This is a genomic window from Pseudomonas sp. GXZC, from assembly GCF_026967615.1.
Taxonomy (GTDB): Bacteria; Pseudomonadota; Gammaproteobacteria; order Pseudomonadales; family Pseudomonadaceae; genus Aquipseudomonas; species Aquipseudomonas azotoformans_A.
Map to the genome: position 1 here is coordinate 3,919,078 of NZ_CP114115.1, position 14,182 is coordinate 3,933,259.

At 60.9% G+C, this 14,182-nt stretch carries 14 protein-coding genes; 7 read left to right on the forward strand and 7 right to left on the reverse strand.

Annotated elements, in window-relative coordinates:
* Positions 1-12 precede the first annotated feature (12 nt).
* The 3 genes from OZ428_RS18210 to OZ428_RS18220 form a co-directional block, all read right to left on the reverse strand.
* Positions 13-849, reverse strand: coding sequence for an alpha/beta fold hydrolase (locus tag OZ428_RS18210; RefSeq protein ID WP_269130779.1), 837 nt, complete (start codon positions 847-849; stop codon positions 13-15).
* A 78-nt stretch (positions 850-927) separates the two neighbouring features.
* A complete protein-coding gene (locus OZ428_RS18215; RefSeq protein WP_269130780.1) occupies positions 928-1,830 on the reverse strand; it encodes a LysR family transcriptional regulator in 903 nt (300 codons plus the stop codon).
* Between the two features lie 55 nt (positions 1,831-1,885).
* Complete coding sequence (locus OZ428_RS18220) at positions 1,886-2,662, reverse strand: nucleotidyltransferase domain-containing protein (protein ID WP_269134197.1); 777 nt, start codon at positions 2,660-2,662, stop codon at positions 1,886-1,888.
* 136 nt (positions 2,663-2,798) lie between these two features.
* Here OZ428_RS18220 and OZ428_RS18225 point away from each other — a divergent pair, with 136 nt between their 5' ends.
* A complete protein-coding gene (locus OZ428_RS18225; RefSeq protein WP_269130781.1) occupies positions 2,799-3,749 on the forward strand; it encodes a SphA family protein in 951 nt (316 codons plus the stop codon).
* A gap of 6 nt (positions 3,750-3,755) precedes the next feature.
* Here the strand turns inward: OZ428_RS18225 and OZ428_RS18230 are convergent, their stop codons facing one another.
* On the reverse strand, positions 3,756-4,784 hold the full coding sequence (locus OZ428_RS18230) for a UV damage endonuclease UvsE (RefSeq protein ID WP_269130782.1): 1,029 nt from the start codon (positions 4,782-4,784) through the stop codon (positions 3,756-3,758).
* 172 nt (positions 4,785-4,956) lie between these two features.
* Here OZ428_RS18230 and OZ428_RS18235 point away from each other — a divergent pair, with 172 nt between their 5' ends.
* The 3 genes from OZ428_RS18235 to OZ428_RS18245 all read left to right on the forward strand — a co-directional run bounded on the left by OZ428_RS18235 (position 4,957) and on the right by OZ428_RS18245 (position 7,650).
* The gene (locus tag OZ428_RS18235) at positions 4,957-5,370 is read left to right on the forward strand and encodes a DUF2231 domain-containing protein (RefSeq protein WP_177003632.1); all 414 of its coding nucleotides are present in this window, start codon (positions 4,957-4,959) and stop codon (positions 5,368-5,370) included.
* Positions 5,367-6,659 carry a PQQ-dependent sugar dehydrogenase gene (locus OZ428_RS18240; RefSeq protein WP_033896589.1) on the forward strand — a complete coding sequence of 431 codons (1,293 nt, stop codon included), beginning with the start codon at positions 5,367-5,369 and terminating at the stop codon, positions 6,657-6,659. Before OZ428_RS18235 ends, OZ428_RS18240 begins: the two co-directional genes overlap by 4 nt.
* Before the next feature lie 70 nt (positions 6,660-6,729).
* The gene (locus OZ428_RS18245) at positions 6,730-7,650 is read left to right on the forward strand and encodes a bifunctional helix-turn-helix transcriptional regulator/GNAT family N-acetyltransferase (protein WP_269130783.1); all 921 of its coding nucleotides are present in this window, start codon (positions 6,730-6,732) and stop codon (positions 7,648-7,650) included.
* 37 nt (positions 7,651-7,687) lie between these two features.
* Here the strand turns inward: OZ428_RS18245 and OZ428_RS18250 are convergent, their stop codons facing one another.
* Positions 7,688-9,091 carry an MFS transporter gene (locus tag OZ428_RS18250; RefSeq protein ID WP_269130784.1) on the reverse strand — a complete coding sequence of 468 codons (1,404 nt, stop codon included), beginning with the start codon at positions 9,089-9,091 and terminating at the stop codon, positions 7,688-7,690.
* 143 nt (positions 9,092-9,234) lie between these two features.
* Positions 9,235-9,765 (reverse strand): GNAT family N-acetyltransferase, encoded by a 531-nt coding sequence (locus tag OZ428_RS18255; RefSeq protein ID WP_269130785.1) that lies wholly within the window; start codon positions 9,763-9,765, stop codon positions 9,235-9,237.
* A gap of 153 nt (positions 9,766-9,918) precedes the next feature.
* On the opposite strand from OZ428_RS18255, the gene proP reads away from it, so the two are divergent.
* Together proP and OZ428_RS18265 are read left to right on the forward strand one after the other, a co-directional pair.
* Positions 9,919-11,421, forward strand: a complete 1,503-nt coding sequence (gene proP / locus OZ428_RS18260) for a glycine betaine/L-proline transporter ProP (RefSeq protein WP_033896594.1) — start codon at positions 9,919-9,921, stop codon at positions 11,419-11,421.
* A gap of 52 nt (positions 11,422-11,473) precedes the next feature.
* A complete protein-coding gene (locus OZ428_RS18265; RefSeq protein ID WP_269130786.1) occupies positions 11,474-11,977 on the forward strand; it encodes a GAF domain-containing protein in 504 nt (167 codons plus the stop codon).
* Between the two features lie 2 nt (positions 11,978-11,979).
* Here OZ428_RS18265 and OZ428_RS18270 read toward each other — a convergent pair whose 3' ends face one another.
* Positions 11,980-12,801: an AraC family transcriptional regulator gene (locus OZ428_RS18270; protein WP_269130787.1), complete on the reverse strand. Its 822-nt coding sequence runs from the start codon at positions 12,799-12,801 to the stop codon at positions 11,980-11,982.
* Positions 12,802-12,899: 98 nt separating this feature from the next.
* On the opposite strand from OZ428_RS18270, the gene OZ428_RS18275 reads away from it, so the two are divergent.
* Complete coding sequence (locus tag OZ428_RS18275; RefSeq protein ID WP_016979981.1) at positions 12,900-14,111, forward strand: MFS transporter; 1,212 nt, start codon at positions 12,900-12,902, stop codon at positions 14,109-14,111.
* The last annotated feature ends 71 nt before the right edge of the window (positions 14,112-14,182 follow it).

Consider the following 14,182-nt stretch of genomic DNA (forward strand, 5'->3'; position numbering starts at 1 on the left):
TTGATCAACCGATCATACAGAGATCACCGCCGCCGTGGTCGCACCCTGATGAACAGCACCCTGTTGGAAGTCAGCGAGCAGCTGCCACATCGCGACCGGGTTGGAATACATCGGGAAATGCCCGCACTGGGCAATCGGCGCCAGGCGCACGCCGTTGGCCTGGATGTGCGGCAAGTAGGAAAGCCCGGCGTTCTGCTCGCCGTACATGAACATCTTGGGGCACGGTAGCCCGAGGAACTTGCCCATCAGGTCGGCGCTATCAGAGAGTTCGACCATCGACTGGAAGATCCCGCGCACGGCACCGGCACGCACCTTGTGGCGCAGGCTTGCCGAGTAAAGCGCGCTGGCATACGCGGGTGCCTGGCGGGTGCGTGCGATGAAGGCGCTGAAAAACGCCTCGGGATCCTCTGCCGGGAAATCCACGATCTGGCGGCTGAGAAAGCAGTCTTCGGGGGCGATATTGCCTTCAATGTCGGTAAAGCTCAGCACGCGCTCCGGAAAACGATGGGCCAACATCAAGGCGGTCAGGCCGCCCATGGAGTGGCCGACCAGGTGGAAGCGTTCGACCTTGAACTGCGCCAGCACCTGCAAGGCGGTTTCCAACAGGAACGGGATATTGATGCTCGCCAGGTCGGCACATTGGCTCTCACCGCAGCCTGGCGCGTCATAGGCGATAAAGGCATGCCCGTCGAACGCCGGGTGCAGGACGATATCGGCATAGTCTTCCTTGGTCGAGCCGAACCCGTGCAGGAACAGGATGGGCATCCGCTCGCCGTCGCGGTGGATCGCCGCTATCTCCACAGCGGTGCCGTCTACGGTCAGTGGAATGAAGGAATGAACGAACGACATGCAAGAGTTCCTTGGCCGAAAAGGTGCCAATTTCAGCGGTTAGCGGCGAGGGTGTAAATGACCGATAGCGGAAGGTTGTCATACGCCAATCGTATGAGCCTGGAACTGCGCGACCAACTCGGTCACCAAGGGATTAGGCCGCTCACTGTTCCAGGCCACCGCCGTGGTGACCACATTGAGTTTCTGGGTCAGCGGCCGCAGCACCACGTTGTCCGGCGCGAGCTTCTTCAGCGACGCCGGCACCAGCGCAATGCCCTGGCCACAGCTGACGAACGCAATCTGCGAGGCCACCGAGCGCACTTCATGCAGCACCCGTGGCGAGAACCCGCTGGCGCGGCAAGTGGCGATCAGGTTGTCGAAATACACCGGGCTGACCTTGCGCGAAAACATCACCAGCGGCTCGCTGGCCAGGCTCGACAGGCTGATGCGCGAACGTGCAACCAACGGATGATCGCTTGGCAACGCCACCATCAAGCGATCTTCGCGCACCGGCAACGACTGGATCGCCGGGCCCAAGTCGCCGTCCAACCGGGCGAAGGCCAGGTCGATATCCCCCGCTTCCAGCGCCGGCAGCGCCTCGACGCTGTCGATCTCGCGCACCGACACGGTGAGGTGCGGATACTGCTGCTTAAGTTGATCGATCAGGCCCGGCAACACATCAAACATCGCCGTTGAAATCGCGCCGATGGTCAGCATGCCCGACTGCCCCGCCACCGCCTCTTCCACCGCCAGTTCCAGGCGCTCAAGCTGCTCGGCGAACTTGCGCACCGCTGGCAGGATCGCCGCGCCCACCGGGGTCAACTTGGCGCCCCGCCGGGAGCGTTCGAACAGCTGGACCTTGAGCGCTTGTTCCAGCACCTGGATCTGCTCGCTCAACGGCGGCTGCGACATGCCAAGGCGCTTGGCGGCGCGGCCGAAGTTCTGTTCTTCGGCGACGGCGAGGAACAGCCAGAGGTGGCGGATGAGGCGGAAGTTGATCATGGCGTTTCCATAGGCTTGGCGTATGCAATCAGCAGTTTAGCGCCAATATACCTATCTATTTTTGTTGGGAAACCATCCAGTCGAGAAAGGCGTGAAGTCGAACGGAGAATTTCTCGCCCTCCGCGCTGGGGTTGCGTGCCTCGAACAAAAAGAACGCGAGTTGGGCAACCATCGCCGGGTAATGCTGGAGGAACAGCTTGACGTAGTCCTCAAGCGATTGCGGCCACATCAAAGCCTGGACCGGGCAAAACAGCTGCGTTGAGCGCACCAGCTTGCGCGATGCTTCACGCTGCAAACGCAGACGCGCTTCATCAGCGCCGGCTAGCTCGATGCGCAAGAGATAGCCCTTGAGCACCGCTTCGAAGTCACCGTTCAGCGCCCAGACAATCTCACGGGATGGGCGGAACGCGTCGAAATACGCCGAAAGATCATTGCCCCACACGCAACGGCAATGGTGTTTGAGCCAGAAACCCCAACGATCTTTGTTCTCAGGTGACAGCACCTGCGCGCAATGACCGATATCGAAGTCGATCTTCGTCACTTCCGGATGCCGCTGTTCCAGGGCCAGGCGCGTCAGTTCCAGCGGTTCAAGCAATTCAGGTTGAGGCGGTTCACGAAATACCAGCGTGAGATCCAGGTCGGATTCACCAGAAATGGCCTGCGCCCTGGCGACACTGCCATACACATAAATGCCGTCCAGCCCCCACTGCGCCGGTGAAAGGGTGGCGCAAACATCGCTGAGCAACGGCTGAAACTCAGGCTGCAGAGGAAAATCGGTTACGGCCAGGACAAATCCTTGGGCGTCGACACCAGTAGGTTGCGATGAATTCACGGGGCACTGTTTCCTTGAGTCAGACCGGCAAGCATGACGGGCAAGGGGCTGACGGCGCAACGACCTTCAATCCTTGGACTATGCTCAAGCGGCCCCTGACAGCACGCACAGTATGGCCAATTGGATAGGAAGTCCTATGAACCCAACGACCCGCGTTTTAAGCCTGCTCACCCTGCTGCCCATCGCGATGGCGCAGGCCGACGACGGCGGTATCAGCTTCTGGCTGCCCGGCCAGTTCGGTGCCCTCGCCGCTGCGCCGACCACGCCGGGCTGGAGCCTGCCGCTGGTTTACTACCATGTGAATGCCAGCGACGGTCGGCACTCAGCCACCCCGCGCGGCGGGCGCACGGTGGTGGGGCTGGATGCCAAGGCCGACCTGTTGTTTGCCAGCCCGACCTACACCTTCGCCACGCCGGTATTGGGCGGTGCCCAGGCGGCGATTTCGGCGGTGGCGGCCGTGGGGCGTTCCGAGGCGAGTGTCGATGCCACCGTGACCGGCCCACGCGGGCGCTCGTTTTCCGGCGGTACCAACGATGCCCTCAAAGGTGCCAGCGATCTGTATCTGCTCGGAACGCTGAAGTGGAACCACGGCGTGCACAACTTCATGGCTTATTCCATGGGCAACCTGCCCGTGGGCGCCTATGACCCGGATCGCCTGGTCAATATCGGCCTGGGCCATGCCGCCCTGGATGCCGGCGGCGGCTACACCTTTTTTGACAAGACCAACGAGTTCTCCGCCGTGGCGGGCGTGACCTATAACTGGGAAAACCGCGACACCCACTACCAGAACGGCATCGATGCACACATCGACCTCAGCGCCTCGCACTTCTTCACCGCGCAGACCCACGCCGGACTGGTGGGTTATTACTTCCGACAAGTCACCGGCGACAGTGGCAGCGGCGCGGTGCTGGGGGATTTCAAGTCGCGCGTGGCCGGGATCGGGCCCCAGGCCGGGCACTTCTTCAAGGTGGGTGATGAGCTGTGGTACGCCAATATCAAGGGCTACTACGAATTCGACGCCAAGAACCGCCCGGACGGCTGGAACATGTGGCTGTCCCTGGTCATTCCGCTGGCCGGCAAAGGCTGACGCGACTCAGGCACTGTGCCGCTTCCAGTGTTCATAGAACGCCAGGCTGGCGACGTTCTTGTCCTTGGCTTCAAGCATGATGTCGAAGCGGTCGAGAAACTGCAGTGCGTAGTCGTTGGTCCAGCGGTTCCACATCTGGGCGCTGTGGGCGTAGAGGTCGCGCTTGGACACCACCTGCAACAACGCATCCATTTCAAGCTTGTGCTCGGCGTCGAAACCCAGCTCCTGCAAGTTCCCCTGGGGCTGGGAGTAATGCATAGTCGGACGCACGCCGCGCCAGCTTTCAATCACGCGGGCGACGCGTTCCGAGTGGGGGTCGATATAGTCGTTTTCGTTGATCCAGCAGTGATGGATGTCCAACACCACTGGCGCCAGGTCAGCGACTTGCAGGCAATGGTCGAGGCCGTAGGTTTTCTCGTCGTTCTCGAACGTGATGCAGTTGCGCGCCACCTCCGACAGGCGCGACCACACCGCACGGGTGCCTTCCACGCCAAGGCGGCCGGCGATGTGCACGTTGCACTTGAGGTCCTGGAAGCGACGGCCGTAGCCCATCATGCGGATCATGTCGGCGTGGTATTCGAACTCGGCCAGGCTGTTCTCCACCACGCCGGGGTTCTCCGACCCGAGCACGCAGTATTGGCCGGGGTGGAAGGACAGGCGGATATCCGACGCACGCGCCAACTCGCCGATGGCGGCGAACCCTTCTACCAATTGGCGCTCGAGCGCCGGGTCTTGGTACACGGCGGCCACTTTCGGGTGGCTGTAGAACGGCAGCAGGTCACTGCTCAGACGCAGCATGCGCAGGGTCGGCGGTAACTCGGCCACATACGCCAACAGGCGCAACTGGGCGGCCAGGTTATGCGTAACCACTTCCATCAATTTTTCGCGGGCCACTTGCGGGGTGACGCTGTCCATCCAGCGCAACGTGGTGGTGCGTGGGTTAAACGGGCCTTCGATCAGCTTCAAGGCACTGGCGGACAGCAGGCGCTCAGGATGTTTGTACTGACACGCAAAGCCGATGCGAGGTTGAGTCATGGAGGCGCCTGGAGAGAGAAAAGGACGGGATGATACGGCGTTAGGCCGAGGCGACCCTAGAGGGTTCCCACTATTTCGAAACGTTTCACGCTGAACTTTCTCACACGCAACGCGTTCACTTCCTATGCGCTGTCCCGTCCAGGGGCGTTATACAACAAGGAGCCGCCACCCCATGACTACCCTTCCCGTCTACCGATACGGCCCAGGGCCGCTGCATGCGACCTTGCTCGCCGGCACCGTGCCGTTGTTTCTCGGTGCCTTGCTCAGCGACATTGCCTACACCCAGACCTACCAGATTCAATGGGCCAACTTCTCGGCCTGGCTGATTGCCGGCGCGCTGGTGTTCGCCGGCTTCGCGTTTTTGTTTGCGCTGGTCAACCTGCTCCGTGCCGAGCGCAAGGCCGGGCAACCCACGCGTTATGTCCTACTGCTGTTGGCCACCTGGATACTCGGCCTGGTCAATGCCTTCCAACACGCCAAGGACGCCTACGCGTCGATGCCCGGCGGCTTGATCCTGTCGGCGATTGTCTTGCTGCTGACGCTGGCGGCCACTTGGACCGGCCTGCGCGCGGGAGGTGTTAAATGAAAACGTCGAGCACATTGACGCTATTGAGCGCCGCCCTGCTGCTCACCGCCTGCGGCGGTGAAGGCGACAAGACCCAGGCCCGTGGCCCCGACCCCAAGCTGCCGGAACAACAAAGCAGCCTGTTGCCGAGCATGAAGATTGCCGAGCCCGCACCCTGGGGCGATCAGAAACCTAAGGTGCCGCAAGGCTACAGCGTCACGGCGATTGCCACTGACCTCGCGATCCCGCGCCAGACCCTGGTGCTGCCCAACGGTGACATCCTCGTCGCCGAAGGCCGTGGCGGCAGCGCGGCCAAGCTCAAACCCAAGGATGTGATCGCCAGCCTGATCAAGGCCGAGGGCAACACCAAGGTCAAGGGCGGCAACCGCCTGACCTTGCTGCGTGACGCCGACGGCGACGGCACCTATGAACTCAAGACGGTGTTCGCCGACAACCTCAACGCGCCGTACGGCCTGGCGTTTGCCAACGGCAAGCTCTACGTGGCCAACCAGGATGCGCTGGTGAGTTTCGACTACGCCGACGGCCAGACCAAGGCCGCTGGCCCGCCCACCAAAGTCACGGACCTGCCGGCGCAGATCAACCACCACTGGACCAAGTCCCTGGCGGTGAGTGCCGACGGCAGCCAGCTTTACGTGGGTATCGGCTCCAACAGCAACGTGACCGAACGGGGCATGGAAGTGGAGATCGACCGCGCGATGGTCTGGCAGATCGACGCCGCCACCGGCGCGCACAAGCCGTATGCCACAGGCCTGCGTAACCCGACGGCGCTGACCATCCAACCGGACACCGGGCAACTGTGGACCGTGGTCAACGAACGCGACGAACTGGGCCCCGACCTGGTGCCGGACTACCTGACCTCGGTGCGTGAAGGTGCGTTCTACGGCTGGCCCTACAGCTACTGGGGCCAGAATGTCGACCCGCGCGCCCAACCGCAGAACCCGGCCAAGGTCGCCGCCGCGATCAAGCCGGATTACAGCCTGGGCTCCCATGTGGCAGCGCTCGGCGTGGACTTCTCCATCCCCGAAATGGGCGAGCAGTTCGCTGATGGCGTATTCGTCGGTGAGCACGGCAGTTGGAACCGCGACAACCCGGTGGGCTACAAGGTGATCTTCGTGCCGTTCAGCAATGGCAAGCCGTCCGGTGAGCCGATCGACTTTGCCACCGGCTTTCGGGGTGACGACGGCAAGACCCGTGGGCGCCCAGTCGGTGTAACGGTGGACCCCAAAGGTGCGCTGATCATTGCCGATGACCTGGCCAATACCCTTTGGCGGGTGACGCGTAACCGCTAAGCAAAATGTTTGACATGGTTGCCTGAAGCAACAATATAATTGCTTCAGGCAACCATTCGAGCATTCCCGCATGTCCACTCCCCTGCTTGTCGAACGCGCTGGCATCGTGCGCGGCTTCAATCGCTTCTACACCCACCAGATCGGCGTGCTGCAGGAACACCTGCTGCAAAGCGACTACTCGCTCACCGAAATCCGCGTGATGTACGAGTTGTCTACCCGTGGCGATCTCACCAGCGCCGACCTGTGCCAGATGCTCAGCCTCGACGCGGGTTACCTGAGCCGATTGACCAGTGGTTTCGAAAAGAAGGGCCTGATCCAGAAAGTCCGCTCCGCCACCGACGCCCGCGCGGTGCAACTGCACCTCACCGACCATGGCCGTGCAGTGCTGGCGCCCCTGGAACAGCAGACCCAAAGCGAAGTCATCGCCCTGCTCGACAACCTGCCGGAACCCCAACAGCGGCAACTCACCGACGCCATGAAGCGCATCCAGGCCCTGCTGCAAGGCACGACGCCCAGCTATCTGCTACGCGACCCGCAGCCAGGCGACATGGGCGTGGTGGTGCAACAACAGACCGCGTTGTATGCCCGTGAATATGGTTGGAACTGGGAGTTCGAAGCATTAGTAGCGGAGACGGTCGCCAAGTACCTGAGGGCGTTTGATCCAACCTGCGAGCGTTGCTGGATCGCGGAAAAGGACGGCGACGTGGTGGGCTCGGTGTTCGTGATCCGCCACGGCGACAACACGGCCCAGCTGCGCATGCTCTACGTGGACGCCAGTGCGCGCGGCATGGGCATCGGCCAACGGCTGGTGGATGAGTGCGTACGTTTTGCCCGGCAGGTCGGCTACCAACGCATGCAGCTGTGGACAGTGGACATCCTCAGCGATGCGCGCAGGCTTTATCAGAAAGCCGGGTTCGAGTTGATCGAGGAAGAAACCATAGACAGCTTCGGCAAATCCCTGGTCAGCCAGACCTGGGCGCTCACGCTGTAAAGCGGTCCCGCGCCGTTGCGGCGCGGGACGTTGGACCTTACAGGTCAGTGATTTCCTTGTGACGCGGCACCAGCGTCTTCATCACGCTCCAGGCCACCAGGTACGCCAGCGCGCAGATGGCGAACATGATCATGTAGCCGGTGTGGATGTCGCCGACGGACTTGTAGTAGTCGAACACCCAACCGCCGATCTTGGTCATGACCACGCCACCCAGGCCGCCGGCCATGCCGCCGATACCGACCACCGAGGCCACGGTTTTCTGCGGGAACATGTCCGACACGGTGGTGAAGATGTTGCATGACCACGCCTGGTGCGCCGAGGCGCCCACGCCGATCAGCAATACCGGCACCCAGAAGCTGATATAGCCCAATGGCTGCGCCAGCAACACCACCAGCGGGAACAGCGCGATCACCAGCATGGCTTTCATGCGGCCATCGTAGGGCGCATCGCCGCGTGCCATGAAGTAGCTGGGGAACCAGCCGCCGCCGATACTGCCCACCATGGTCATGCTGTACAGCACCGCCAGCGGCATGACGATATCGGCGCCTTTCATGCCGTATTGCGCCGCCAAGTAAGTGGGCAGCCAGAACAGGAAGAACCACCACACGCCGTCGGTCATGAACTTGCCGAAGGCAAACGCCCAGGTCTGGGGATAAGTGAGCAGCTTGAACCACGAAACTTTCTTCTCCACGGCGCCAGCAGGTGCAGGGGTGAAAGGCTGCACCGTCTGGTCGCTGCGGATATACGCCAGTTCTTCAGGCGACAGGCGTTTTTGCTCATCCGGTTTCTTGTAGAGCGCGATCCACACCGCCACCCACACGAAACCCAACCCGCCAATCACGATAAACGCCGCTTCCCACCCCCACAAACCGGCAATCAACGGCACGCAGATCGGTGCCAGGATTGCACCGACGTTGGCGCCGGAGTTGAAGATACCGGTGGCCAGCGAGCGCTCTTTCTTCGGGAAGTATTCGGCGGTCGCCTTGATCGCAATCGGGAAGTTGCCCGCCTCACCAATCGCCAGTACCGCACGGGACAGCATGAAGCCGGCAATCGACACCGGGATCACCGCCAGGCCAATCGCCCCGCTGATGGCCGCGATGCCCTCGCCCATCGGCACCGAGAACGCATGCATGATGGCGCCCGTGGACCAAATGCCAATCGCCACTACATAGGCCGCCTTGGTGCCGATCTTGTCGACAAAGCGCCCGGCAAACAACATGGAGATCGCGTAGACAAACTGGAACACCGCCGCAATGTTCGCGTAGTCGGTGTTGCTCCAGCCAAATTGCGTAGACAGCTGCGGCGCCAGCAAGCTGAGCACCTGGCGATCAAGGTAGTTGACGGTGGTCGCGAAAAACAGCATCGCGCAGATGGTCCAGCGATAGTTGCCTACCGCTTGGCCAACGCGGTGTGCGTTGATGGGCTCGTTCAAGTTCATGGCATCACTTTTTATTTTTGTTAGGTAGGACATATGTAACGTCATATGTCGTCGTACAACTGTCACTTTTATATCGGGACGCCAGAACGCTGTCAATCTGAAAGATTGCCGTTTATCGAGGTATTGCACGGGTATGTGAAGTGTCAGGCAAAAGTAGTTGTAGGATGACGGGCGCGTAGTACCAGGCTGGGTGCCTTGCCCGGCACATCATCGAGCGTACCGAAAGGCTGCATGCCAATCTTTTCCAGCACGCGAATGGATGCCGCGTGATCCGGCCGTACCAACCCGAACACTTCGGGCAAGCCAAGTGTTTCGAAGGCCAGCTTTAATGCATCACGGCCCAACTCGGTGGCGTAGCCCTGCCCCCAGGCTTGCACCGCAAACCGGTAACCCAGGTTGATGCGTCTTTGGGTCAGGTAGTCCATCGGCGCGATGCCGCCAAAGCCGATGATGTGATCCGGCGCTTCGACGCGTGCGATCGCCCACCAGCCGTAGCCTTGGGATGCCCACTGTGCAAGCCAGTGATCGAGCAGGCGTTGCGCAACCTCCAGGCTGGCCAGCGGGCCGGCGGGGTTGAACAGATTGGTCTGCGGATCGCCGTAGATCGCGAACAATCGCTGCACGTCACTCGCGTGTGGTCGGCGGTAGGTCAAACGTGAGGCGACGGCGGACATGCGAATTACTCCCCTGTGAATCTGTAAAGTTCAAGCCATCTGCAAAAAAACACAAATAGTGGTGAATTATTTCATGTCCGCTTGTATCTGAACTGACAGAGCGGTGCCATCGCAACGATGGCACCTCCCCTGTTCTGCTTTAGAGTGTCCCGCATGAAATTACGTAAGAAAAGCGTCAAGCCCATCGGATTGAAAGACATCACCATTGTCGACGACACCAAGGTGCGCAAGGCAATCACCGCCGCCGCCCTGGGTAATGCCATGGAGTGGTTCGACTTTGGCGTCTACGGCTTTGTCGCCTATGTGCTCGGCAAGGTGTTCTTCCCCGACGCCTCGCCCAGCGTACAAATGATCGCTGCACTCGGTACGTTCTCGGTGCCATTTCTGATCCGTCCCCTGGGTGGCCTGTTCTTCGGCGCACTGGGCGATAAATACGGGCGGCAAAAGGTCCTCGCCGCGACCATCGTGATCATGTCCTTGAGCACTTTTGCCATCGGCCTGATCCCGTCCTATGCCTCGATTGGCATATGGGCACCGATTTTGTTGTTGCTGTGCAAAATGGCCCAGGGTTTCTCGGTGGGTGGCGAATACACCGGTGCCTCGATCTTCGTCGCCGAATACGCCCCGGACCGCAAGCGCGGCTTCCTCGGCAGTTGGCTGGACTTCGGTTCCATCGCCGGCTTCGTGCTGGGCGCGGGCGTGGTGGTGCTGATCTCAAGCATTTTGGGCGAAGCCGACTTTGAGTCATGGGGCTGGCGCCTGCCGTTCTTCCTCGCCCTGCCCCTGGGCATTATCGGCCTGTACCTGCGTCATGCGTTGGAGGAAACCCCAGCCTTCCAGCAGCACATGGACAAAATGGAGCAAGGCGACCGCGAAGGCCTGACCCACGGCCCGAAAGTTTCGTTCAAGGAAGTGGCGACCAAGCACTGGCGCAGCCTGCTGACCTGCATCGGCATCGTGGCGGCGACCAACGTGACCTACTACATGCTGCTCACCTACATGCCGAGCTACCTGTCGCACAACCTGCACTACAAAGAAAACAGCGGCGTGCTGATCATCATCGCGATCATGGTCGGCATGCTGTTCGTGCAGCCGTTCATTGGTTTTATCAGCGATAAGATCGGCCGTAAGCCGTTCATCATCGCTGGCAGTATCGGCCTGCTGTTCCTGTCCATCCCGGCGTTCATGTTGATCACCAGCGGCAAGATCGGCCTGATCTTCGCGGGCCTGCTGATCCTCGCCGTGATCCTCAACTTCTTCATCGGCGTGATGGCTTCGACGTTGCCCGCCATGTTCCCGACGCACCTGCGCTACAGCGCGTTGGCCAGTGCGTTCAACGTGTCGGTGCTGATCGCCGGCGTAACCCCGACCGCCGTGGCCTGGCTGGTAGAAAGCACCAACGACCTGTACATGCCCGCCTACTACCTGATGGTGTTTGCCGTGGTCGGCCTGATCACCGGCCTGACCATGAAGGAAACCGCCAACAAGCCACTGCGCGGCGCAGCGCCGGCCGCTTCGGACATGGAAGAAGCCAAGGAATTGCTGCAGGAACACCACGACAATATCGAGCAGAAGATCGAAGACATCGATGCCGAAATTGCCGAACTGGAAGCCAAGCGCAAAAACCTGGTCGAGCAGCATCCCCGTATCAACTAAGCCCTGACCCTGCGTGGCGGCCGAGGCCGCCACGCCATAGGAGTGTTCACGTATGGTTCCAAGCGTTACCGCAGCCTCGTTACTCAGCGCAGATGAACGCGCCGCCATCGCCGAAATCGAAGCCACCACCAGCATCCTGCACCTGGTCACGCGCCTGACCGGGATGCGCTTCGCCGGTATCGCCAAGTTCACCGACCTGGAATGGGTGGTGTGCTCAGTTTACGACCCGCTGCAAATGGGCATCAACGTCCACGATGTACTCGACCTGGAAACCACTCTGTGCAGCGAGTTCTGCATCAATCCCCAGGCGCTGTTCATCCCCGAAATCAGCAAGAACGGCCGTTTTGCCACGCGCCCGGTGGTCAAGCAATACGAGATCGAAAGCTACGCCGGTGCACCAATCTTTCTGCCCGATGGCCGTTTGTACGGCGCGTTGTGTGCGCTGGACTCGCGCGCCATGCTGTTTGACGACCCCAACCTGCCGGAAACCCTCAGCCTGTTCGCACGGCTGATCGGCTGTATTTTCTACGCCAACCTGACCTCCACGGATCAGTAGCCCTACCTGAAGAAATGACTCGGCGTCTTGCCGAACTGTTTCTTGAACATGCTGGTAAAGGCGCTCGGGCTTTCATAACCCAGCTCCAGGGCGATATCGATCACCTTCTCCCCCACCGCAATCCTCTCCAAGGCCAGCAGCAGCCGCGCCTGCTGGCGCCACTGGCCGAAGGTCATGCCGGTTTCCTTGCGGAACAGGCGCTGGATGGTTTTCTGGTCCAGATTCAAGCGCTCGCTCCAGTGGGCGACCGTGGAGGCATCGCCGGGCTCTTCCTGCAACGCGAGGCAGATGCGCTGCAAGCGCGGGTCGGAAGGTTGCGGCAAGGACAATGGCAGGGCCGGTAGGATGGCCAGTTCGTCGAGGATCAGGTGCATGATCCGCGCATCCCGTGAATCCTCGGCATAGGGTGGTTTCAGGCTGACTGAAGCCTTGATCAGCTCGCTCAGCAACGGCGAGATACTCACCGTTTTCGGCTCGCCCGGCATGTTTGGGAAGCGATCCGGGCGCACAAACACGCTGCGCATCTTCAACGTGCCCACGCACCGCAGGGAATGCACCTGCCCGGCGGGCATCCAGATCCCGCGATTGGGCGGCACCGTCCATTGGTTGAGCGCCGAGTACACCACCATCACGCCTTCGATGGCGTAGAGCAGTTGGTGCTTTTCGTGGCTGTGGTCGGGGATCACCCAGTTTTCCGGGTAATCCGTGGCGGAACTGATGACCGCCCAGGCGCCTTCGTTGATTTCCTGGAGGAATTCGTTCAGTGGTTTGATCATTTCGCCCTTTTTGCGATGGTTGCCGCCCGAATTACGCGAGACAGGCATTCGCGACGAATCTAGCATGAACGCCGAATCATTTTGTAATGGATGGCGACCTTAAGAAGTTGCCGCCTCTGATTAGCTGCCTTGTATGGAATGCCTGCATGTCGACCCTCACCGCGTCACCCGCCGCTGCAACCACCACACCCCAAGCCAGCCCGTTGGTCATGCGCGTCCTCGGCGCCTGCGCCCTGGCGCATTTGATCAATGACCTGATCCAGGCCGTGCTGCCGTCGATCTACCCGATGCTCAAGGCCAACTACGGCCTGTCATTTACCCAGGTAGGCCTGATCACCCTGACGTTCCAGCTGACCGCATCCCTGCTGCAACCGTGGATCGGCTATCACACCGACCGTCATCCCAAACCGTGGCTGTTGCCGGCGGGCATGGTCTGCACCTTGATCGGCATTCTGATGCTGGCGTTTGTCGGCACCTTCCCGGCGATTCTGCTCGCAGCAGGCCTGGTGGGCGTCGGCTCGTCGACCTTCCACCCGGAAACCTCCCGCGTTGCGCGCTTGGCTTCGGGCGGTCGCTACGGCCTGGCGCAATCGACCTTCCAGGTCGGCGGCAACACCGGCAGCGCTTTCGGCCCCTTGCTGGCGGCCGCGATTATCATTCCCTACGGTCAGAGCCATATCGCCTGGTTTGGGCTGTTCGCCGTGTTCGCCATCCTGGTGCTCTACGGTCTGAGCCGCTGGTATCGCCACCACCTCAACCTGTTCAAGCTCAAGCAAGGCGGCAAAGCCACCCATGGTTTGTCCAAAGGCCGCGTGACCTTTGCCTTGGTGGTGCTGGCCGTGCTGGTGTTCTCCAAATACTGGTACATGACCAGCCTGACCAGCTACTTCACCTTCTACCTGATCGAAAAATTCCAACTGTCGGTTGCAAGCTCGCAGATGTACCTGTTCCTGTTCCTCGGCGCCGTGGCCGTCGGCACCTTCGCGGGTGGCCCGATCGGCGACAAGATCGGGCGCAAGAAAGTCATCTGGTTCTCCATCCTCGGTGCCGCGCCGTTCACCCTGGCCCTGCCCTACGTCGACCTGTTCTGGACGGCAGTGTTGAGCGTGGTGATCGGGTTCATCATCGCGTCGGCCTTCTCGGCCATCGTGGTGTATGCCCAGGAATTGGTGCCGGGTAACGTGGGCATGATCGCCGGGATCTTCTTCGGTCTGATGTTCGGGTTCAGCGGGATTGGTGCAGCGTTGCTCGGTTTGCTCGCGGATACCCACGGTATCGAGTACGTCTACAAGCTGTGTTCGTTCCTGCCGCTGGTGGGCATCCTAACGATCTTGCTGCCCTCGACCAAGGGCGCCTGACCTGCCGATCATCGCCTGGCCGTGTGCCATCACACGGAATGCTCTGAAAAACCTGCGTGTGCGCTTACAAT

What these genes read in the sequence shown, in the direction of transcription:
- OZ428_RS18215 (WP_269130780.1), bottom strand. Translation starts at nt 1,830, where the DNA reads ATGATCAACTTCCGCCTCATCCGCCACCTCTGGCTGTTCCTCGCCGTC.
- OZ428_RS18250 (WP_269130784.1), bottom strand. Translation starts at nt 9,091, where the DNA reads ATGAACTTGAACGAGCCCATCAACGCACACCGCGTTGGCCAAGCGGTA.
- OZ428_RS18240 (WP_033896589.1), top strand. Translation starts at nt 5,367, where the DNA reads ATGAAAACGTCGAGCACATTGACGCTATTGAGCGCCGCCCTGCTGCTC.
- OZ428_RS18245 (WP_269130783.1), top strand. Translation starts at nt 6,730, where the DNA reads ATGTCCACTCCCCTGCTTGTCGAACGCGCTGGCATCGTGCGCGGCTTC.
- OZ428_RS18265 (WP_269130786.1), top strand. Translation starts at nt 11,474, where the DNA reads ATGGTTCCAAGCGTTACCGCAGCCTCGTTACTCAGCGCAGATGAACGC.
- OZ428_RS18225 (WP_269130781.1), top strand. Translation starts at nt 2,799, where the DNA reads ATGAACCCAACGACCCGCGTTTTAAGCCTGCTCACCCTGCTGCCCATC.
- OZ428_RS18255 (WP_269130785.1), bottom strand. Translation starts at nt 9,765, where the DNA reads ATGTCCGCCGTCGCCTCACGTTTGACCTACCGCCGACCACACGCGAGT.
- proP (WP_033896594.1), top strand. Translation starts at nt 9,919, where the DNA reads ATGAAATTACGTAAGAAAAGCGTCAAGCCCATCGGATTGAAAGACATC.
- OZ428_RS18230 (WP_269130782.1), bottom strand. Translation starts at nt 4,784, where the DNA reads ATGACTCAACCTCGCATCGGCTTTGCGTGTCAGTACAAACATCCTGAG.
- OZ428_RS18270 (WP_269130787.1), bottom strand. Translation starts at nt 12,801, where the DNA reads ATGCCTGTCTCGCGTAATTCGGGCGGCAACCATCGCAAAAAGGGCGAA.
- OZ428_RS18235 (WP_177003632.1), top strand. Translation starts at nt 4,957, where the DNA reads ATGACTACCCTTCCCGTCTACCGATACGGCCCAGGGCCGCTGCATGCG.
- OZ428_RS18210 (WP_269130779.1), bottom strand. Translation starts at nt 849, where the DNA reads ATGTCGTTCGTTCATTCCTTCATTCCACTGACCGTAGACGGCACCGCT.
- OZ428_RS18275 (WP_016979981.1), top strand. Translation starts at nt 12,900, where the DNA reads ATGTCGACCCTCACCGCGTCACCCGCCGCTGCAACCACCACACCCCAA.